At 54.8% G+C, this 19,646-nt stretch carries 17 protein-coding genes and 1 pseudogene; 12 read left to right on the top strand and 6 right to left on the bottom strand.

Annotated features, from left to right (window positions below):
• Positions 1 to 5 precede the first annotated feature (5 nt).
• The 3 genes from QQJ87_RS10215 to pyrF are packed head-to-tail and all read right to left on the bottom strand — an operon-like array spanning position 6 to position 3,016.
• A complete protein-coding gene (locus tag QQJ87_RS10215) occupies positions 6 to 1,463 on the bottom strand; it encodes a sensor histidine kinase N-terminal domain-containing protein (RefSeq protein WP_284281598.1) in 1,458 nt (485 codons plus the stop codon).
• 4 nt (positions 1,464 to 1,467) lie between these two features.
• Positions 1,468 to 2,166 carry a response regulator gene (locus QQJ87_RS10210; protein WP_284281597.1) on the bottom strand — a complete coding sequence of 233 codons (699 nt, stop codon included), beginning with the start codon at positions 2,164 to 2,166 and terminating at the stop codon, positions 1,468 to 1,470.
• On the bottom strand, positions 2,141 to 3,016 hold the full coding sequence (gene pyrF / locus QQJ87_RS10205) for an orotidine-5'-phosphate decarboxylase (RefSeq protein ID WP_284281596.1): 876 nt from the start codon (positions 3,014 to 3,016) through the stop codon (positions 2,141 to 2,143). Before pyrF ends, QQJ87_RS10210 begins: the two co-directional genes overlap by 26 nt.
• A gap of 952 nt (positions 3,017 to 3,968) precedes the next feature.
• On the opposite strand from pyrF, the gene QQJ87_RS10200 reads away from it, so the two are divergent.
• From QQJ87_RS10200 to QQJ87_RS10165, 8 genes and pseudogenes are all read left to right on the top strand, one after another.
• Entirely contained in the window at positions 3,969 to 4,868 is a 900-nt protein-coding gene (locus tag QQJ87_RS10200; protein ID WP_284281595.1) for a DMT family transporter, read from the top strand.
• Between the two features lie 202 nt (positions 4,869 to 5,070).
• Positions 5,071 to 6,738 carry an MFS transporter gene (locus QQJ87_RS10195; RefSeq protein WP_284281594.1) on the top strand — a complete coding sequence of 556 codons (1,668 nt, stop codon included), beginning with the start codon at positions 5,071 to 5,073 and terminating at the stop codon, positions 6,736 to 6,738.
• Between the two features lie 183 nt (positions 6,739 to 6,921).
• Positions 6,922 to 7,697: pseudogene (locus QQJ87_RS10190) on the top strand (ABC transporter ATP-binding protein).
• Positions 7,694 to 8,404, top strand: coding sequence for an ABC transporter ATP-binding protein (locus QQJ87_RS10185; RefSeq protein WP_284281593.1), 711 nt, complete (start codon positions 7,694 to 7,696; stop codon positions 8,402 to 8,404). The pseudogene QQJ87_RS10190 and the gene QQJ87_RS10185 overlap by 4 nt, the downstream one beginning before the upstream one ends.
• A 52-nt stretch (positions 8,405 to 8,456) precedes the next feature.
• On the top strand, positions 8,457 to 9,668 hold the full coding sequence (locus tag QQJ87_RS10180; protein ID WP_284281592.1) for an ABC transporter substrate-binding protein: 1,212 nt from the start codon (positions 8,457 to 8,459) through the stop codon (positions 9,666 to 9,668).
• 75 nt (positions 9,669 to 9,743) lie between these two features.
• The gene (locus QQJ87_RS10175) at positions 9,744 to 10,628 is read left to right on the top strand and encodes a branched-chain amino acid ABC transporter permease (protein WP_284281591.1); all 885 of its coding nucleotides are present in this window, start codon (positions 9,744 to 9,746) and stop codon (positions 10,626 to 10,628) included.
• A 16-nt stretch (positions 10,629 to 10,644) separates the two neighbouring features.
• The gene (locus QQJ87_RS10170; RefSeq protein ID WP_284281590.1) at positions 10,645 to 11,634 is read left to right on the top strand and encodes a branched-chain amino acid ABC transporter permease; all 990 of its coding nucleotides are present in this window, start codon (positions 10,645 to 10,647) and stop codon (positions 11,632 to 11,634) included.
• A 101-nt stretch (positions 11,635 to 11,735) separates the two neighbouring features.
• Positions 11,736 to 13,418, top strand: a complete 1,683-nt coding sequence (locus QQJ87_RS10165) for a methyl-accepting chemotaxis protein (RefSeq protein WP_284281589.1) — start codon at positions 11,736 to 11,738, stop codon at positions 13,416 to 13,418.
• On the opposite strand, the gene QQJ87_RS10160 is transcribed toward QQJ87_RS10165, so the two are convergent.
• The gene (locus QQJ87_RS10160) at positions 13,415 to 13,954 is read right to left on the bottom strand and encodes a flavin reductase family protein (protein ID WP_284281588.1); all 540 of its coding nucleotides are present in this window, start codon (positions 13,952 to 13,954) and stop codon (positions 13,415 to 13,417) included. The two genes, QQJ87_RS10165 and QQJ87_RS10160, sit on opposite strands and share 4 nt — an antisense overlap.
• Positions 13,955 to 14,091: 137 nt before the next feature.
• Here QQJ87_RS10160 and tgt point away from each other — a divergent pair, with 137 nt between their 5' ends.
• The 3 genes from tgt to QQJ87_RS10145 all read left to right on the top strand — a co-directional run bounded on the left by tgt (position 14,092) and on the right by QQJ87_RS10145 (position 17,421).
• Entirely contained in the window at positions 14,092 to 15,219 is a 1,128-nt protein-coding gene (gene tgt, locus QQJ87_RS10155) for a tRNA guanosine(34) transglycosylase Tgt (RefSeq protein WP_284281587.1), read from the top strand.
• 129 nt (positions 15,220 to 15,348) lie between these two features.
• The gene (locus QQJ87_RS10150; protein ID WP_284281586.1) at positions 15,349 to 15,609 is read left to right on the top strand and encodes a DUF4212 domain-containing protein; all 261 of its coding nucleotides are present in this window, start codon (positions 15,349 to 15,351) and stop codon (positions 15,607 to 15,609) included.
• A gap of 9 nt (positions 15,610 to 15,618) precedes the next feature.
• Complete coding sequence (locus tag QQJ87_RS10145) at positions 15,619 to 17,421, top strand: sodium:solute symporter family protein (protein WP_284281585.1); 1,803 nt, start codon at positions 15,619 to 15,621, stop codon at positions 17,419 to 17,421.
• 58 nt (positions 17,422 to 17,479) lie between these two features.
• On the opposite strand, the gene QQJ87_RS10140 is transcribed toward QQJ87_RS10145, so the two are convergent.
• Positions 17,480 to 17,695, bottom strand: coding sequence for a YkvA family protein (locus QQJ87_RS10140; RefSeq protein ID WP_284281584.1), 216 nt, complete (start codon positions 17,693 to 17,695; stop codon positions 17,480 to 17,482).
• A 95-nt stretch (positions 17,696 to 17,790) separates the two neighbouring features.
• Here QQJ87_RS10140 and QQJ87_RS10135 point away from each other — a divergent pair, with 95 nt between their 5' ends.
• A complete protein-coding gene (locus QQJ87_RS10135) occupies positions 17,791 to 18,306 on the top strand; it encodes an SRPBCC family protein (RefSeq protein ID WP_284281583.1) in 516 nt (171 codons plus the stop codon).
• On the opposite strand, the gene rho is transcribed toward QQJ87_RS10135, so the two are convergent.
• Positions 18,303 to 19,565 carry a transcription termination factor Rho gene (rho, locus tag QQJ87_RS10130; protein ID WP_284281581.1) on the bottom strand — a complete coding sequence of 421 codons (1,263 nt, stop codon included), beginning with the start codon at positions 19,563 to 19,565 and terminating at the stop codon, positions 18,303 to 18,305. The genes QQJ87_RS10135 and rho overlap by 4 nt on opposite strands.
• Positions 19,566 to 19,646 lie beyond the last annotated feature (81 nt).

The following is a 19,646-nucleotide window of genomic DNA, read 5'->3' as shown; positions in this document are numbered from 1 at the left end:
CGCTTTTAGTCTTCAAGGTGAATGTGCGTGGGTGGAAAACCCACCCGCAATACGGTGCCAGGCCTGTCTGGCGAGGTGCATTTGGGGTTGTTCAGTATGGTGACAGTGGCACCGTGCTGCTGCGCCGTTTCCTGCACAATGGCCAAGCCAAGGCCAGACCCGTCCTCGCTGGTGCCCAACACCCGGTAAAACCGGTCGAACACCAAGGTCCGTTCCGACTCCGGTATGCCGGGGCCATCGTCTTCCACTTCGAGTACGGTGGTTTCTCGTTGGCGGCTGTCGTCGACACGCACGGTCACGCAACCGCCTTCCGGAGTGTAGCGTAGCGCATTTTCAACCAGGTTTTTCAGCATCTCGGTCAGCATCAGGGTTTGGCCGTACACAAACACGGCGTGATCGGGCACTTCCACACCCAAATCGATTTGTCTGTTCATGGCCTCGGGCACAAAATCACGCGTCACCGAGCGCGCAATTTGGGTCAAGTCCAGTTGCTCGAACCGCAACACAGAAGGCGCCTCTGTTCGGGCCAGCGCCAGCAACTGGTTCACCAGCCGGGTTGAGCGTTCAGTGCCCACTTTGAGGCGTCGCAGGCTGCGTAGCCGGTTGGCGGCGTCGTCTTCATCGGACAGCAGTTCCACCTGCATGCGCAACCCCGCCAAGGGTGTTTTAAGTTGGTGGGCCGCATCGGCCACAAAGCGCTTTTGGGTTTGTATGGTGTGCTGCAGACGGGCCAACTGATCATTCAGGGCGCTGATCACCGGCAACAGTTCTTCCGGTGTGTCTTTGGTCTCCAGCGCACTCAGGTCATCGGGTTTGCGGTTGCGAATAATCTCCAGCAGGCTGTTCAATGGGGCAATGCCCCTCGACAGGCCAAACCACACCAAAAGCACGGCCAGAGGCAGGATGACGAACTGCGGCAAAATCACGCCTTTGATGATTTCATTGGCCAGATTTTCTCGTTTGCCCAGTGTTTCTGCAATTTGAACCAGTACAAAGCGTTTTTCGCCGGCGATCGGCAGTTCAATCCACAGGTAACCCCCGCGAAAGTCCTCGCCGTTCACCACCAAATCCCTGAAATTCACCACGCCGATTTTGTTGCGCTCCCGATCTGGAATGGGCAGCGTTTTTTCGTCGCCCATCAGGAAATCACCATTCCTGCCGATGATCTGAACGCGCAAATCGTCCACGCCATCGGCCTGTAAAATATCCAGCGCCTGATTCGGCAGTTTGAAGTGAGGGGCTTCGGCCTGGGCTGTCACTTCCTGGCTCAGCGCCGTGATTTTGTCATCGAGAATTTGATCAAAGGGGTCGTTGGCAATCGACTTGGCCACCAGGTAAGTCACCCCAATACTCATGGGCCACAGTATCAGCAGTGGTGCAAGCATCCAGTCGAGAATTTCGCCGAACAATGACCTGCGCTGGCGTTTGCCAGAGGTCAATGGGTTGCGCTTGAACCACAGCAATCAGTTACTCCTGCGCATTGGCGGACGGCTCTTTCTGGGTGTATTTTTCAAGGCAGTAGCCCAAGCCACGCACAGTGGCAATTCGAATGCCATTGACTTCGATTTTTTTGCGAAGGCGGTGAATGTACACCTCAATGGCGTTGTTGCTGACCTCTTCACCCCATTCGCACAGGTGGTCGACAAATTGCTCTTTGCTGACCAAGCGGCCCACCCGTTGCAGCAGAATTTCCAGCAAACCTACCTCGCGTGCCGACAAGTCCAGCATTTCCTCGTTGATGTAGGCAATCCGCCCCACTTGGTCGAAGGTCAAGGGGCCATGCTTCCAGATGCTGGCACCGCCTCCGCTTCCCCGGCGGGTCAGGGCGCGAACCCGAGCCTCCAGCTCTTTAAGATCGAACGGTTTGGCCATGTAGTCGTCGGCCCCTGCGTCCAGCCCCTGCACGCGCTGTTCGACGCTGTCGGCCGCAGTCAGTATCAGCACAGGCATGTGATTGTTGCGGCTGCGCAGCCTGCGCAATATTTCAAGACCACTCATTTTGGGCAAGCCCAGGTCGAGAATCAGCAGGTCGTAAGTCATGGTGGTCAGCGCCGTGTCGGCGTCGTTGCCCTTTAACATGCAATCGACCGCGTAGCCCGCAGCGCGAAGGGACTGGGCCAGCCCCTCAGAAAGAATCAGGTCATCTTCGGCGAGAAGAATTTTCAATCATGTCTCCTTTGGCGGATTGAATCGCATCTTGCGTGCGTTTGGCTTCTTTTTGTGCTGCTGTTGCAAAGTCTGCACCGCTGCCTGCGTACAAGATAGCGCGAGACGAATTGATCAGCAAACCCCATCCTTTTGAACACAGTCCGTTTTGCACGGTGTTGGGCAAATCGCCGCCCTGGGCACCGATGCCAGGCACCAACAGTGGCGCGTCACCTGCCACCTTGCGGACCAGGCCGATCTCTTCAGGGTAGGTGGCACCGACCACCAAACCGGCCTGGCCATGCGGGTTCCAGGTGGTGGTCGCCATGCGGGCCACGGCTTGGTAAAGCGGCTCGTCCTTCTCAGTGTTCAGGAATTGCAGGTCGTTGCCCCCAGGGTTGGACGTGCGGCACAGCAAAAACAGGCCGCGGTCTGGGTAGGCGTGGTAGGGCTCGACCGAATCGCTGCCCATGTAGGGGCTCAGCGTGACCGAGTCTGCGCGATAGCGCTCAAACGCTTCAATCGCGTATTGCTTGGCCGTGGCCCCAATGTCGCCCCGCTTGGCGTCCAGAATGACCGTTGCATTGGGCGCAAGCTCGTGCATGTGGCCAATCAGGTTTTCAAGCGCCTGCTCGGCCCGGTTGGCCGCGAAGTAGGCAATTTGCGGTTTGAATGCACAGGCGTGTTCAGCGGTTGCCTTGATGATCTCCAGGCAGAAGCGTTCAATCTCAGAAGGGGTAGTGCCGTAGCCAGCGGGCATTCGCGCGACGTCCGGATCAAGGCCGACGCACAACATGGATTGTGTGCTTGTCCAGCTGTGCATCAGGCGGTCTTGGAAGCGGGTGAATTGGGCGAAGCGGTCGGCTGGCATTGAGACGTGAGAGTGGTGGCGTTGGAGTTGGCATATTGTACAGCCAGTGTGACTGCTGGTGGTGCTTTGCCGAGTCTGTTGTTGTTGCGTCGGCTATTGCAGGTGTGCATATCACTTGCGCTTGGTTGTTACTGAGTCGGCTATTGCAGGTGGGAATATCACTTGCGCTTGGTTTGCCCCCAAAGACGCTGATCAGAACCCTGGCTTTGGAAGCCCGAGCGACAACTCGTGGCTTTGCAAGCCACTCAAACATGTCGCAGGTTGGGCATATTCCAAAGCTGCGGATTCCGAGCAGCCGGGCAACCCTGAATCGCGCTGCGTGACACACCCACCTGCAAAGCCTGACAGCGCGGAACATTGGCACAGGGATTCGAACCAAACTGCCGACCTGCCGACCTGCCGACCTGCCGACCTGCCGACCTGCCGACCTGCCGACCAACTCAGCATCACCGCCATCGTACTGTTAACCAACTTTGACCGAAGCCTCGGTCTGCCCCAAGCGCACTGCTCAGTCTGTCGAAGCCCGATTCAAGAATTGCCCCACTTGTGTTGACTCGCAGCCTTGGAACATGCCCGACCTGCGACTTGTCTGAGCCCCGGCTTTATCGGGGCGAGTTGTCGCTCGGGCTTCCAAGGCCAGAGGCAATTACAAGTTGAATGGGCAATTCAAGGGCAAGACAGACTGAGCAGTGCGCTTGGAACAAGCACCCAGGCCAGAGGCAATTCAAAGTGATTCGGGCAATTCAAGGGCAAGACAGACTGGGCAGTGCGCTTGGAACAAGCACCCAGGCCAGAGGCAATTCAAAGTGATTCGGGCAATTCAAGGGCAAGACAGACTGGGTTGTGCGCTCCAAGCCAGACGGAATGGGCTATCCGCGTAGAAGGGCAAACCCGAAGGGCCATCACCAACCATTTGCCGTACACTCATGCCTCAATTCAATCCGCTTCAATCATGCATTCGTTTCATCTCACTCGCCGCCAGGTCCAACTGCTGATCGTGGTCACCCTGGTGTGGGGTGCCAACTGGCCAGTCATGAAATTTGCGGTGGGTCACTACCCACCCATCAGCTTTCGCACGTTCTGCATGATCTTGGGCATGGTGGCCATGTGGGTCATCGCGGCCGCCAGTCGAATCAGTCTGCGTGTGCCGCGCGATAAAATTCCCTTGGTCATGATGCTCGCTTTGCCCAACATGGTCGGCTGGCATTTGTTCTGCATTGTGGGGGTCAGTCAGCTCAGCTCGGGTCGTGCGGCCATCCTCGGTTACACCATGCCGGTGTGGGCGGTGCTTGCGGGGCTTTTCTGGGGCAATAAAGTCAATGCGCGGGGCTGGGTGGGGCTGGCCCTGGCCATGTTGGCCGCCTTGCTGTTGTTGTCGTCTGAATTTTCAGCCATCGCAGGTCGCCCCCAAGGGGTGTTGATCATGTGCACCGCCGCGGCGTTGTGGGGGCTGGGTACTGTGTTGATTCGTCGTTACCCCACAGGTTTGCACCCGCTGGCGTTGACCCATGCCATGTTGTTGCCCACCATCGTGTGCATGGCTGTGGCCGCCCTTATTCTGGAGGGAACCAGCCACGGTTTGCCTTCCGGCTTTCAGCAATGGTGGCCCATTTTTTACAACGCAATCGGCGTGTTTGCCTTTTGTCAGGTTGCCTGGTTCAGCTTGGCGTCTTCACTTCCACCCATCGCGTCCAGTCTGTCGGTCATGATGATTCCGGTCGTTGGCGTATTTGGTGGCAGCCTCTGGCTGGGTGAAGTGCCGCACTGGCAAGATTTCACAGCCCTTGCGCTGATTATCACGGCCATGTCGGTCGTTCTGATTCCCTCCCGAACCTTTAAAAAAGGGGTCTGATTAGCGCGTCCAAGTGACGCGTTTTTCGTGTCTTTTGCCACTGCAAAAAATATATTTTTTGCCGCCTTCAAATTGTCAGTATGCCGTCAGGTATCTGGAGCAAAAATCCGCACAGATTTATCTTGCGTGCAGCGATGTGTCCCGCTGTATTTAAGGCTATACGGACACTTAAACACCAATAAGAAGTATTCAGGAGGCATGTATGTCAGCGAGTTCTCGCGTTGCAACACCGAGACCCATTACCGCGGAAGAAAAGAAGGTTATTTTCGCGTCTTCATTGGGCACGGTATTTGAGTGGTATGACTTTTATTTGTACGGGTCATTGGCAGCGATTATTTCCAAACAGTTTTTCTCGGGCGTGAACCCCACAGCCGCTTTCATTTTTGCGCTGATGGCTTTTGCTGCAGGTTTTGCAGTCCGTCCATTTGGTGCTTTGGTCTTCGGTCGTTTGGGCGACATGATCGGTCGCAAATACACCTTCCTGGTGACAATCCTGTTGATGGGTGCGTCCACATTCATAGTGGGTGTTCTGCCCAACTATGCAGCCATCGGCATTACCGCTCCGGTCGTTTTGATTGTTTTACGCTTGGTACAAGGCTTGGCGCTGGGTGGTGAATACGGTGGTGCCGCCACTTACGTGGCAGAACACGCTCCGCATGGCAAGCGCGGTGCTTACACCTCCTGGATTCAAACCACAGCGACGCTGGGTCTGTTCATGTCATTGCTGGTTATTTTGGGCACACGTTCCCTGATGAGCAGTGAAGACTTTGACACCTGGGGCTGGAGGATTCCATTCCTGGTCTCCGTTCTGTTGCTGGCCGTATCTGTGTGGATTCGCATGCAGTTGAACGAGTCCCCCGTGTTCAAGAAGATGAAGGAAGAGGGCAAAGGTTCCAAAGCGCCTCTGTCTGAAGCTTTCGGTCAGTGGAAAAACCTGAAGCTCGTCATCATCGCCTTGTTGGGTCTGGTGGCTGGTCAGGCTGTGGTCTGGTACACAGGGCAGTTCTATGCGCTGTTCTTCCTGACACAAACTCTGAAAGTGGACGCAGTTACTGCCAACATCTTGATTGCCATCGCATTGTTGATCGGCTCGATCTTCTTCGTGGTGTTTGGTACCTTGTCTGACAAAATCGGTCGCAAGCCAATCATTATGGCGGGCCTGCTGCTGGCCGCTGTCACGTATTTTCCAATCTTTAAGGGTTTGACGCATTACGCCAACCCCGGTCTGGAAGCTGCATTGACCAACGCGCCAGTGACTGTCGTGGCTGATCCCGCACAGTGTTCATTCCAGTTCAACCCCGTGGGCACGTCCAAGTTCACCAAATCTTGCGACATCGCCAAGGCATTTTTGGCCAAGAACTCAGTGAACTACTCCAATGAAGCGGCACCTGCCGGTTCAGTGGCCATGGTCAAGATCGGCGATCAGCAAGTGTCTTCGTTTGAAGGCACAGGCTTGAGCAAAGAAGACGCCAAGGCCAAACTGGATGAGTTCTCCAAGTCCATGACCGAGCACATTCGCGCAGCGGGTTATCCTGAAAAAGCCGACCCTTCCAAAATCAACAAGCCGATGTTGGTGGTGTTGCTGACCATTCTGGTGATTTACGTCACCATGGTCTACGGTCCGATTGCCGCCATTCTGGTTGAAATGTTCCCGACCCGAATCCGCTACACCTCCATGTCATTGCCTTATCACATTGGTAACGGCTGGTTCGGCGGCTTCCTGCCCACCACCGCGTTTGCGATGGTGGCAGCCAACGGCAACATTTATTACGGCCTGTGGTACCCCATCGTAATCGCCCTGGGAACCTTGGTCATTGGCCTCTTGTTTGTCCGTGAAACCAAAGACGTGGACATTCTGGCTGATCACTAATCAAACTGTTTTGAGGTGAAATTAAATCCCCGATTCGTCGATTAAATCCCCGATTCGTCGGGGATTTTTTTTGAGCCTTCAAAGCGCATTTAGGGTTTCACTGGATGAGGTTTGCCCTAATGTTTTCTGATTGGGTGCGACGCTACCATGTGGGATCAAATAAAAATATCTCACGGAGCAAGCATGGCGGATGTGGTATTAGAGACCAAAGCCTTGACCAAGGAGTTCAAGGGCTTTACCGCAGTCAATTCGGTAAGCCTCAAAGTTCAAAAAGGGCACATACACGCCCTGATCGGCCCCAACGGTGCCGGAAAAACCACCTGTTTCAACCTGCTGACCAAGTTTTTTTGGTGCCTACCTCGGGCTCGATTCTGTTTAACGGCAAAGACATCACTGCGGTCAAGCCTGCGCAGATCGCCCGAAAAGGCATTATTCGGTCATTCCAGATCTCAGCGGTGTTTCCACACCTGACTGTGATGGAAAACGTGCGCATTGGTTTGCAGCGTCCCTTGGGCAACTCATTTTCATTCTGGCAAAGTGAACGCAGCCTGAATCGTTTGAATGACCGTGCCATGGAGCTGTTGGCCGAGGTTGATCTTGAAACCTTTGCAGACACCATCACGGTCGATTTGCCTTATGGCCGCAAGCGTGCGCTTGAAATTGCCACCACACTGGCCATGAACCCGGAATTGATGTTGCTGGACGAGCCAACACAGGGCATGGGTCACGAGGACGTTGACCGCGTCACCCAGCTGATCAAAAAAGTGTCGGCAGGGCGCACCATTCTTATGGTGGAGCACAACATGAACGTGGTCTCCGGCATCAGCGACCGAATTTCGGTGCTGCAACGGGGGGCCTTGCTGGCTGAAGGCACCTACGCCGAAGTGTCCAGCAACCCTGAAGTGATGGAAGCCTACATGGGCAGCAACACCGGCGTTCTTGAAGGAGCACACGCATGAGCACGCCCGCACTGGAAATCTCCGGCCTGCACGCCTGGTACGGCGAATCGCACATTCTTCACGACATCAATATCAAGGTCATGCCTGGCGAAGTGGTCACCCTGTTGGGTCGCAACGGCGCGGGCCGAACCACGACCATGCGCGCCATCATGGGTTTGACGGGCGAGCGCAAAGGCTCCATCAAGATCAACGGCGTGGAGTCCATCGGTTTGCCGACCTACAAAATTGCCCACTTGGGCGTCGGTTTTTGCCCGGAGGAGCGCGGTATTTTTTCGTCGCTGTCCACCGAAGAAAACCTGATGCTGCCACCCTCAGTGTCCAAGATGGACAAGGGCATGAGCATCGCCGAGATTTACGACATGTTTCCAAACCTGGCTGAGCGCAAGAACAGCCAGGGTACCCGCCTGTCAGGCGGTGAGCAGCAAATGTTGGCAGTGGCGCGCATTTTGCGCACAGGCGCCCGCTTGTTGTTGCTCGATGAAATTTCAGAAGGGCTTGCCCCGGTGATTGTTCAGGCACTTGCCCGAATGATTACCACTCTGAAGGCCAAGGGTTACACCATCGTGATGGTGGAGCAAAACTTCCGTTTTGCTGCGCCCCTGGCAGACCGTTTCTACGTGGTTGAACATGGTCAGATCGTTGAGACCTTCGCCGCGTCGGAACTGGATGAAAAAATGCCCGTGCTGCACTCGCTGCTGGGCGTATAAAAAATGGGCCCGAAGTCAGGGCTATAACCCAAGCAAAACGAAGGAGATTCTCATGAAATTGAAAAAGATTTTTAAAGCCGTCGGTGCAGCCTGTGCCTTTGGTGCAATGGCAACAGCCCACGCCGGCGACATTTCCGGTGACGTCATCAAGATCGGCATGATCACCGACCTGTCTGGCGTGTACGCCGACATCGACGGCCCTGGCGGTGTTCAGGCTGTCAAAATGGCGATTGCCGACATGGGTGGCAAGATCAACGGCAAGAAAGTGGAGTTCATCTACGCCGACCACCAGAACAAGGCCGACATCGCCGCCAGCAAGGCCCGTGAATGGTTCGACCAGGAAGGCGTTGACATGCTGATCGCAGGTACCAACTCCGGTACGGCGCTGGCGATTGCCAAAGTGGCTTCTGAAAAGCACAAACCCCTGTTCGTGATTGGTGCCGGCTCTTCAGCACTGACCAACGACCAGTGTTCGCCTTACACCATCCACTACGCCTACGACACCGTGGCACTGGCCAAGGGCACTGGCGGTGCCGTAACCAAGCAGGGCGGCAAAAAGTGGTTCTTCCTGACCGCCGACTACGCGTTCGGTATTTCCCTGTACAACGACACCGCCGCTGTGGTGAAAAAGAATGGCGGCACAGTGGTGGGCGAAGTGCGTCACCCTCTGTCCACTTCCGACTTCTCCTCATTCATGCTGCAAGCGCAAGCCTCTGGCGCGCAAATCGTGGGCTTGGCCAACGCGGGTGGTGACACCGTCAACTCCATTAAGGCCGCCAACGAATTTGGCGTGACCAAAACCATGAAGCTGGCTGGTCTGCTGATGTTTATCAGCGACGTGCACTCACTGGGTCTGAACCAGACCAAGGGCATGTACCTGACCGACAGCTGGTACTGGGACCAGGACGACGCCGCACGCAAGTGGGCCAAGCGTTTCTACGCCACTGAAAAGAAAATGCCAACCAGCCTGCACGCTGCAGACTACTCAGCAACCCTCAACTACCTGAAGGCTGTCCAGAAAATTGGCACGGACAATCCAGACAAGGTCATGACTGAGCTGAAGTCCATGAAGTACAACGACATGTACGTGAAGGACGGCTACTACCGCGCAGACGGCAGCCTGATTCACAACATGTACCTGATGCAGGTCAAGCAGCCTTCCGAATCAAAAGGCGAGTGGGACTTGCTCAACGTGGTACAGACCATTCCTGGCGAAGAAGCCTTCACCAGCAAGGCCGACTCCAAGTGCGCCGCCTGGAAGTAATTTGATGGCCTGATCAAGGGCCCCATGCCGCACGCCGGTCTGGGGCCCTGTTTTTAACTTGTCGAGTTGATCGAAATGGATATATTCGGAATACCGATTCAAGCCTTTATGGGCCAGTTGTTGCTGGGGCTCGTCAATGGTTCGTTCTATGCCATGTTGTCGCTGGGTTTGGCGGTCATTTTTGGCTTGTTGAACGTGATCAACTTTGCCCACGGTGCCCTTTACATGCTGGGTGCCTTGCTCACCTGGATGGGCATGGCTTATTTTGGGCTGAACTACTGGGTCATGCTGGTTGTCGCACCGCTGATGGTGGGGGTTTTTGGCATGATCATCGAGCGCACTTTGCTGAAGTGGCTCTACAAGCTGGATCACCTGTACGGACTTCTGCTGACCTTCGGCGTTACGCTGATGATTGAAGGCATATTCCGCTCAATTTACGGGGTCTCTGGCCAACCGTATTCCACCCCTGAGCTGTTGCGCGGGGTGACCAACCTGGGCTTCATGTTCCTGCCCAATTACCGTGCCTGGGTTGTAGTGGCCTCCATCACGGTCTGCATGCTGACCTGGTTCGTGATTGAAAAAACCAAATTGGGCTCTTATCTGCGTGCGGGCACCGAGAATCCCAAGCTGGTGGAAGCTTTTGGTGTCAATGTGCCGCTGATGGTCACGTTGACTTATGGTTTCGGAGTGGCCCTGGCTGCCTTTGCTGGCGTGTTGTCAGCACCGGTCATCCAGATCTCGCCACTCATGGGTTCGCACTTGATCATCACCGTGTTCGCTGTGGTCGTGATTGGTGGCATGGGTTCCATCCTTGGGGCAATTGTCACGGGTCTGGTTCTGGGCATCGTAGAGGGCCTCACCAAGGTGTTCTATCCCGAGTTGTCTGCCACCGTGGTGTTCATCATCATGGCCATCGTGCTGATGATTCGACCTGCCGGCCTGTTTGGTCGCGAGAAGTAACAAGGAAAAGCGAATCATGAACAAAAACAAGATTGCCATTCTCGTTGTGTTGCTTGCGCTGCTCGCGGCCCCATTTGGCATATATCCGGTCTTCCTGATGAAGGTGCTTTGCTTCGCATTGTTTGCCTGTGCGTTCAACCTGTTGATTGGTTACACCGGCTTGCTGTCCTTTGGTCACGCCGCTTTTTTTGGCGGGGCAGGCTACATCACGGGCTACCTCATTCGAGACGCCGGCTTGCCCTTTGAAGTCAGTGTACTGGCAGGCACTGCTTTTGCAGCCTTTATCGGCTTGCTGATGGGTTTGTTGGCCATTCGCCGTCAGGGCATTTACTTCACCATGATTACCCTGGCTTTGGCGCAGATGCTTTACTTCGTGTTTCTGCAGGCGCCATTCACTGGCGGTGAAGATGGTCTTCAAGGCATCCCGCGTGGTCACTTCCTGGGCTTCATTAACCTCGGCAGTGATTTGACCCTGTACTACGTGGTGCTCGGCATCTGTCTGGCCGGATTTGCGCTGATCGTGCGCATCGTGCACTCGCCTTTTGGGCAGGTGCTCAAGGCCATCAAGGAAAACGAGCCACGCGCCATTTCCCTGGGGTACGACGTCGACAAACACAAGCTGATGGCTTTCGTGCTGTCTGCCACCTTGGCGGGTCTGGCTGGGTCAACCAAAGCGGTGGTGCTCGGTTTTGAGACCCTGACCGATGTGCACTGGTCCATGTCCGGTCTGGTGGTGCTGATGACGCTGGTCGGCGGTTTGGGCACCTTGGTCGGCCCGGTTGTGGGTGCAGTGGTCATCGTCAGCCTTGAAAACAAGCTGGGTGAACTGGGGCGTTTTCTGGCATCAACCACGCACGTGGACTGGTTCAACACCATCGGCGATTCGGTCACCATCGTGACCGGTTTCATCTTTGTGGTGTGTGTACTGGCCTTCCGCAAAGGTCTGGTGGGTGAGTTACTGGACTGGTACAAACGTCGCGCTGTGCGCGGCACCAACGCTCCTTAAACACAAGACCCCTCAGATGGGTTAGCAGAAACGTGTTCTGAAACCCTGACCTGCCCCCTGTTATTCTTCGTTCAAACACACGAGGAATGTCTGGGGGCATCATGAAGCTTGCAAGCAACAACATCAGTATCGGGCAAAAAATCACTTGGATTCTGGTGTTTCTTGGCCTGCAAACCCTGCTGATCTCAGCGGTCAGCTACCATCAAATTGAGCGCACTGCACAGCTGCAAATGAAAGCCAACAGCCGCGCTGGCGACATGATTTTGCGGCTCGGTAATCTGCGGGCTGAGGTCTATGAGGTTCAAATCAACCTGCGAGACCGTTTGCTGGCCGCCGACAACGGTTACACCCCAGAGCAGTTCAACCAGTTTCAAACCAAATATCAGAACATCCAGAAACAGGCCATCGCTGAGCTGGCTGACCTCAAAAAGGAGCTGCAAAACTCCGCCTCTGACCCCGCGATGCTGAAAAAGCTGGATGCGGTTGACCAGCAGTTCAAAACCCTGGGCCAGACCATCGGCAAAATTGAGCACTACACGCAATTCAACAACCTGGATGAAGTTCGGCAATTGATGTTGACCGACGCCTTGAAGCAGGGCAATGCGATTTCAGACCAGTTTTCTGAAATTCAAACCATCTTGAAAAACAACGTGCAGACCCTGAGTGTGCAGCAGGTCAATGCCGCCAAAACCCTGGGGCTGGAAATCGCAGGCATCGGTCTGGTTGGCTTCGGCGTGGTTTGTGCCCTGTTTGTCTTCATGACCCAATCCATTCGCAAACGATTGCGCAAAGCCAACGAGGTGGCCAAGCGCGTTGCTGGGGGCGATCTGACCGTCAGTGATTTCAAGGATGGCAAGGACGAGATCGGCGAATTTCTGGCCGCACTCGAATTGATGGTGCTTTCCCTTCGAGTCACGGTGGCCTCCGTGTTTACGGTGTCGGGTGAAGTCTCGAATGCCAGCGAGCACATTGGCAAAGCGGCTGAATCGCTGAAGGCCTCTTCCAACCAGCAGCAAAATTACTCGGCGCAGTCGGTCGATGCCTCGAATTCCTTCACGCAGGACCTGAAATTGGTCAGCGATTCCGCCGAACAGGTGTGGCTGTTGTCGCAACAAAATGAGCAGGGTGCCAATGCCAGTTTGAACAAGGTGGAGGCCTTGAATGCAGATTTGCAAAGCACCTTCGAGAAAATCGAAGACCTCACCCGCTCGTCCGATGTGTTTGTGCAGTCTTCTGCTCAAATCGTCGAGCTGAGCCGTCAGGTCAAAGAGATCGCCGACAAAACCAATTTGCTGTCGCTCAATGCCGCCATTGAAGCGGCTCGTGCAGGCGAGGCGGGCAGGGGCTTTTCGGTGGTGGCCAGTGAAGTGCGTGTGCTGGCTGACAAAACATCCCAATCAGCCACCAAGATTGAAAGTCTTTCGCAGCTGCTGGAAACCCAGTCCGCCAAAGTGTCCAACACCGCGCAGGCCGGCATTTCGTCGCTTGAAAATTCCGTGTCAGCCTTGAAAGAGGTGGTGGGTGCCACCCAGCAAATGCAGCAAACCGCTACGCAGGCTTGTCACGGCGTGGACAGCATCCGCGCCAGCGTAATCAAGCAGACCGAGGCTGCACAAAGCATCGGCAAAAATCTGGGCGCTTTGAATACCAGTGTAGAAACCACCCTGGACTGGTCGGAGCGCACTGCGGTAACGGCCTGCCAGCTCGAAGCTGCGGTCAAAAATCTCCGGGTCACAGTGAACAAGTTTCAGCTGCCAAACAGCCGGGCAAGCAGCGCAGTCTAGTTTTTGAAGTACTTTCGTGACCGGTAAACCAAAGCCTCACCCTCACGAAAGTCGCAGCGCAGCACCTCACCGACCATGATGTAGTGGTCGCCTTCTTCGTAGCGGCTGCGAATTTTGCACTCAAAATGGGCCAAAGCGTCCGGAATCAACGCCACGCCACCCAGGCCCTCAATCACGTCCAGCCCGGCAAAGCGATCGCCTTTGAACGTTGAAAAATGGTGTGAAAGTGCTTCCTGTTCTGCGGCCAGTACACTGACCCCATAGTGGGTGGCCGCGGCAAACGCATCGTGGCTACTGGCTTTTTTGGACAGACTCCACAACACCAATGGCGGATGCAACGAGACTGAGTTGAATGAATTGGCTGTGACCCCCACATAACCGCCGCCTTGCTTGGCCGTGGTGATGATGGTGATGCCGGTGGCAAACTGGGCCAAAGCCTGACGGAACAGATGAGCATCCAGCTCAAGGTCATCGGGGTGTTTTTCGGCGCTGGTAAAGACAGGTTTGGGTGCGTGTTGCATGTGCTGCTTAGTCATTGTTTGTTCACCATTGTGCCAAAGGCGGGCCAACTTTGCTTGAACCTTTCTTCGAAACAGCGCCTTGGGCCGAGCAGAGTCCATTAAAATAGCGGGCAATTTGGATCGAAACGACAGTTCGTCGAGGGCAGGGGTTTGTGGGGCAATTAAGTTACACGTTAAAAGGCACGTCGGGCATGGCGCGTCGCGGTGAAATTACGACCGCGCACGGCACCATCCAGACGCCCATCTTCATGCCCGTGGGTACTTACGGCACGGTCAAGGGCATGACCCCGCGAGATCTCACCGAAATTCAGGCTCAAATCATTCTGGGTAACACCTTTCACCTTTGGATGCGGCCCGGTTTAGACATTGTCAGCAAGTTTGGCGGCCTGCACCAATTCATGGGCTGGAAAGGTCCGATCCTGACAGACTCCGGCGGCTTTCAGGTGTTCAGCCTCGGTGCCATGCGCAAAATCAAGGAGGAGGGCGTTCATTTTCGGTCCCCGGTCAATGGCGACAAGCTGTTTCTGACGCCCGAAGAAAGCATGCGAATCCAGACGGTGCTGAATTCCGACATCGTCATGATTTTCGATGAATGCACGCCTTACCCCGCCACTTTTGAAGAGGCCCGTCTGTCCATGGAGCTTTCCATGCGCTGGGCGAAACGCTCTCGCAGCGCGTTCGACGAGCTGGGCAATGCCAACGGTCTGTTTGGCATTGTGCAAGGCGGCATGTACGAAAGCCTGCGCGACATTTCGCTGGCTGGCCTGACCGACATTGGATTTGATGGCTATGCGATTGGTGGCCTGTCTGTGGGCGAGCCCAAAGAAGACATGAAGCGCATTCTGGCCCACACCGCCCCCAAACTGCCGGTGGACAAACCGCGATATTTGATGGGTGTGGGCACGCCTGAAGACCTGGTAAACGCCGTGGCGCATGGCATTGACATGTTTGACTGTGTCATGCCAACCCGCAACGCACGCAACGGTTGGTTGTTTACCCGGCATGGCGACATACGCATTCGCAACGCAAAATTCAAGAACGACGAGAGTCCGCTGGACGCCGAGTGCAGGTGCTACACCTGCCAAAACTTCTCCCGCGCTTACCTGCATCACCTGGACAAAAGCCGCGAAATTCTGGGGGCTCACCTCAATACCTTTCACAATCTGCACTATTACCTCGAGCTGATGGCTGACATGCGCCTGGCCATTGAAGAAGACCGCTTTGAGGCCTGGCGAATGGAATTTGAGGCAAAACGCCTCAAAAATGCGCATTCCACCTGATTTACATTCATTCAGTTTGACGTAAGTTTTCTTTTTGATACTGGGTTTAAGCCGAAGACTGGGAGGGATGTGACCTTACCCGTGATGTCTCGGTTCATAAAATAAACCTTTTTCAAAAGGAGACAAACGATGAGTAAGCCAAGTGAGGCAGATGCCTACTGGAAAGCCACGCTCGGACTGCTTGCCAAAGTGCTGGTGGTCTGGTTCCTGGTGTCATACGGCGCTGGCATCCTGTTCGTTGAACAGCTGGACAAATTCAGTATCGGGGGCTATCCCCTCGGATTCTGGTTTGCTCAGCAAGGCTCAATTTACGTGTTCATTGCGTTGATTTTCTACTACGCCAAGAAAATGAACGACATTGACCGCGAATTCGACGTTCACGAAGACTAAGGAGACAGCATGGATTTGCAAACAATCACCTACGTCATCGTGGGTCTGAGTTTTGCGCTTTACCTCGGTATTGCGTTTTGGGCGCGTGCGGGCAGCACGGGCGAATTTTACGTGGCGGGCGGGGGCGTGCACCCCATCGCAAACGGCATGGCAACGGCGGCTGACTGGATGTCAGCCGCTTCTTTTATTTCCATGGCGGGTTTGATCGCCAAACTGGGTTACGGTGCATCGGTGTTTCTGATGGGCTGGACCGGTGGCTACGTGCTGCTGGCCATGCTGTTGGCACCCTACCTTCGCAAGTTTGGTAAGTTTACCGTGCCCCAGTTCATTGGTGACCGGTATTACTCAACCACCGCGCGCACCGTGGCGGTGTTGTGTTTGCTGGTGGCTTCACTCACTTATGTGATTGGTCAGATGACTGGTGTGGGCGTGGCCTTCTCCCGCTTCCTGGGTGTTTCCAATGAAACGGGCATCTATGTAGGTATGGGCATTGTGTTCATGTACGCTGTGTTTGGCGGTATGAAAGGCATCACCTACACGCAAATTGCACAATACTGTGTGTTGATTTTCGCGTACACCGTGCCGGCCATCTTCATTTCGCTGAACCTGACTGGTAACCCGTTCCCGCAGCTGGGCCTGGGCTCAGACATGTTGTCCAACCATCAGCCCATGCTGGCCACGCTTGACAAAGTGGTGACTGATCTGGGCTTCGGGCAATACACCACGTCACCCAATGGCAGCTATCTGAACACCTTCTTTTACACCGTCTCACTGATGATCGGTACAGCGGGCCTGCCGCACGTGATCGTTCGTTTCTTCACGGTGCCCAAGGTGAAGGACGCACGTTCATCCGCTGGTTGGGCGCTGGTCTTTATTGCACTGTTGTACACCGTGGCCCCTGCTGTGGGTGCAATGGCACGCTTCAACCTGATTGCCACAGTGAATCCAGCTGCGGCCACAGGTGGTGACATGTTTGCCAAAGAAGCCTCGCTGCCGGTGGATCAGAAACCCGCCTGGATGGGACGCTGGGAACAAACTGGCCTGTTGAAGTTCAATGACAAAAACGGCGACGGTCGCATCCAGTTCTACAACGACCAGAATAAAGACCCCGCATTCCAGGCCAAGGCAGAAGCCGCTGGCTGGAAGGGCAATGAAATGGACGTTAACCCGGACATCATGGTGTTGGCCAACCCCGAAATCGCCAAGTTGCCAAACTGGGTGATCGCGCTGGTGGCTGCTGGTGGCTTGGCCGCCGCCTTGTCGACTGCCGCGGGTCTGCTGTTGGCTATTTCTTCCGCAGTATCGCATGATCTGATCAAGGGCGTGTTTAACCCGAATATCTCCGAGTCCAATGAATTGCTTGCCGGCAAGATCTCCATGGCGGTGGCAATTCTGGTTGCGGGCTATCTGGGCTTGCATCCACCCGGATTTGCGGCAGGTACAGTGGCTTTGGCTTTCGGTATTGCAGCCTCTTCCCTGTTCCCGGTCATCATGATGGGCATTTTCTCCAAGAAAATGAACTCTCAAGGTGCAATTGCCGGCATGTTGTCAGGTCTCTTTGTGACACTGTTCTATGTGTTCGCGCACAAAGGCATTCTGTTCATCAAGGGCACTGAATACCTGCATCTGGTCGGTGGCAAAAACGGTTTCTTTGGCATTTCACCAGAAGCCTTTGGCACCGTGGGCGCAGCGGTCAACTTTGTAGTGGCCTATGCGGTCAGCAAGGTGACAGCACCGCCTCCAGAAGACATTCAGCACCTGGTTGAGAGCATTCGTACGCCAAGGGGTGCGGGTGTTGCCACTGGGCACTGAACGCACTAGAACAACTTTGAGGTAAGTTGGGGCCCGGCTGCGAAAGCGCCGGGCTTTTTCATTTGGGGCCTTCGATTTCTGCCTTGACCTCAGGGGGGATTGCTTTGCCCAACAACCACATCGCCACCGTAATCACCACCAGATCATCGGTCCAGCCCAGAATCAGGATTGGATCAGGCACCAAGTCAACCGGGCTAATCAGGTAGGCCACAACGCCAACCATGCACAGTTTGATCCACAATGGCGTCTTTGCATGCACAAAAGCTTTCCACATCAACCGCCCATGGGTTTTCAATGCTTTTAATTTGGCTAGTATTGGAACAAATCTAGAAATCATGTCAAATCAATCGTGATTCACCAGGAGGCATTGTGAGCGAAGTTCCCTTAACGATCCAGAAAACCTGTCGAGTGCCTGTTCCAATTGCGACTTGTTTCAAGTTGTTTTTGACACTGAAGCCTCACGAGTACATTCACAGCGACAAGCTGATCGCACCGATTGTCAGCGTTGAAATGCTGAGCGGTGAAGCGTTTGATCATGTCGGTGCTCGTCAGAAAATCACCTTCAAAGACGGTGCGGTGATTGAGGAGGAGTTGCTGGCGGTGGAGCCAAACCGGCAGTTTTTGTACCGTGGTGTGGGGTTTTCACAGCCGGTGGTCAATTTCATTGACCACGCCAAAGGGTCTTTCGAATTTGAAAAGCTGGGCGATGAGACCATCATCACCTGGCGGTATGTGTTTCACCTGAAGCCCAAGTTTTCGGGCTTTTTGCCCAAGATGCTTTTTAAAACGTCGGTGATGGACTTGGTGTGGAGCCGGATGATGAGCAAAACGCTCACCAACCTGACTCAGATACTGACCTTGCGGGCCATTCAGTTCAAGGCTTAATTGCCTTTTTTCATCATCTCGAAAAACTCGCCGTTGTTCTTGGTCTGGCGAATCTTGTCCATGAGGAATTCCATGGCCTGGATTTCGTCCATGTCGTGCAGAAGGCGGCGCAGCACCCAGATCTTCTGCAGAAGGTCTGGCTTGATGAGCAACTCTTCGCGACGGGTGGACGAACGGTTGATGTTGATGGCTGGGTAAACACGCTTTTCAGCCATGCGGCGTTCAAGGTGAATTTCCATGTTGCCGGTGCCTTTGAATTCTTCGTAAATCACTTCGTCCATGCGGCTGCCGGTGTCAACCAGCGCGGTGGCGATGATGGTCAGTGAACCACCTTCTTCGATGTTACGCGCAGCACCAAAAAAACGTTTGGGGCGGTGAAGGGCGTTGGCGTCCACACCACCGGTCAGCACCTTGCCGGATGAAGGCACCACGGTGTTGTAGGCCCGTGCAAGGCGAGTGATCGAATCCAGCAAAATGACAACGTCGCGTTTGTGCTCGACCAGGCGCTTGGCTTTTTCGATCACCATTTCAGCCACTTGCACGTGGCGGGTGGCGGGTTCGTCAAACGTGGAAGCAATCACTTCACCACGCACGCTGCGCATCATCTCGGTCACTTCTTCCGGACGTTCGTCGATCAGCAAAACGATCAGGGTAATGTCGGGGTGGTTGTCGGTGATGGCATGCGCAATGTGCTGCAGCATCACGGTTTTACCCGATTTTGGCGGCGCCACCAGCAAACCGCGCTGGCCTTTGCCGATGGGGGCCACCATGTCGATGATTCGGCCGGTGTTGTTTTCCTCGCCGCGCATTTCGCGCTCCAGCTTCAAAGGCTGGTTGGGGTGCAGGGGGGTCAGGTTTTCAAACAGTATCTTGTGCTTGCTGGCTTCTGGCGCTTCGCCGTTGACCTTGTCGACTTTCACCAGTGCGAAGTAGCGCTCACCGTCTTTGGGCGTTCTGACTTCACCCTCAATCCCGTCACCCGTGTGCAGGTTGAAGCGGCGAATCTGACTTGGGGAGATGTAAATGTCATCCGGGCTTGCCAGGTAGGACGTCTCGGGTGATCTCAGGAAGCCAAAGCCGTCCGGCAAAACCTCCAAGACGCCATCGCCAAAAATCTGTTCGCCATTTTTGGCGCGTTTTTTCAGGATTGCAAACATCAACTCTTGCTTGCGCAGGCGGTTTGCATTGTCGATTTCAAGCCCGGCAGCCATTTCAAGCAAGGCTGAGACGTGTAAAACCTTCAGTTCGGATAGATACATTTTTTCTTGTTCAGGTGAGCATCAGTTGCCATGTGGTGGCAGCGATCGAAGTGGGTGGGATTTAAAAGGGTTTGTCAGGGG

The sequence above is a fragment of the Limnobacter litoralis genome (assembly GCF_030160455.1).
GTDB classification, from domain to species: domain Bacteria; phylum Pseudomonadota; class Gammaproteobacteria; order Burkholderiales; family Burkholderiaceae_B; genus Limnobacter; species Limnobacter litoralis.
This window is presented reverse-complemented; position numbering and strand designations above follow the sequence as displayed.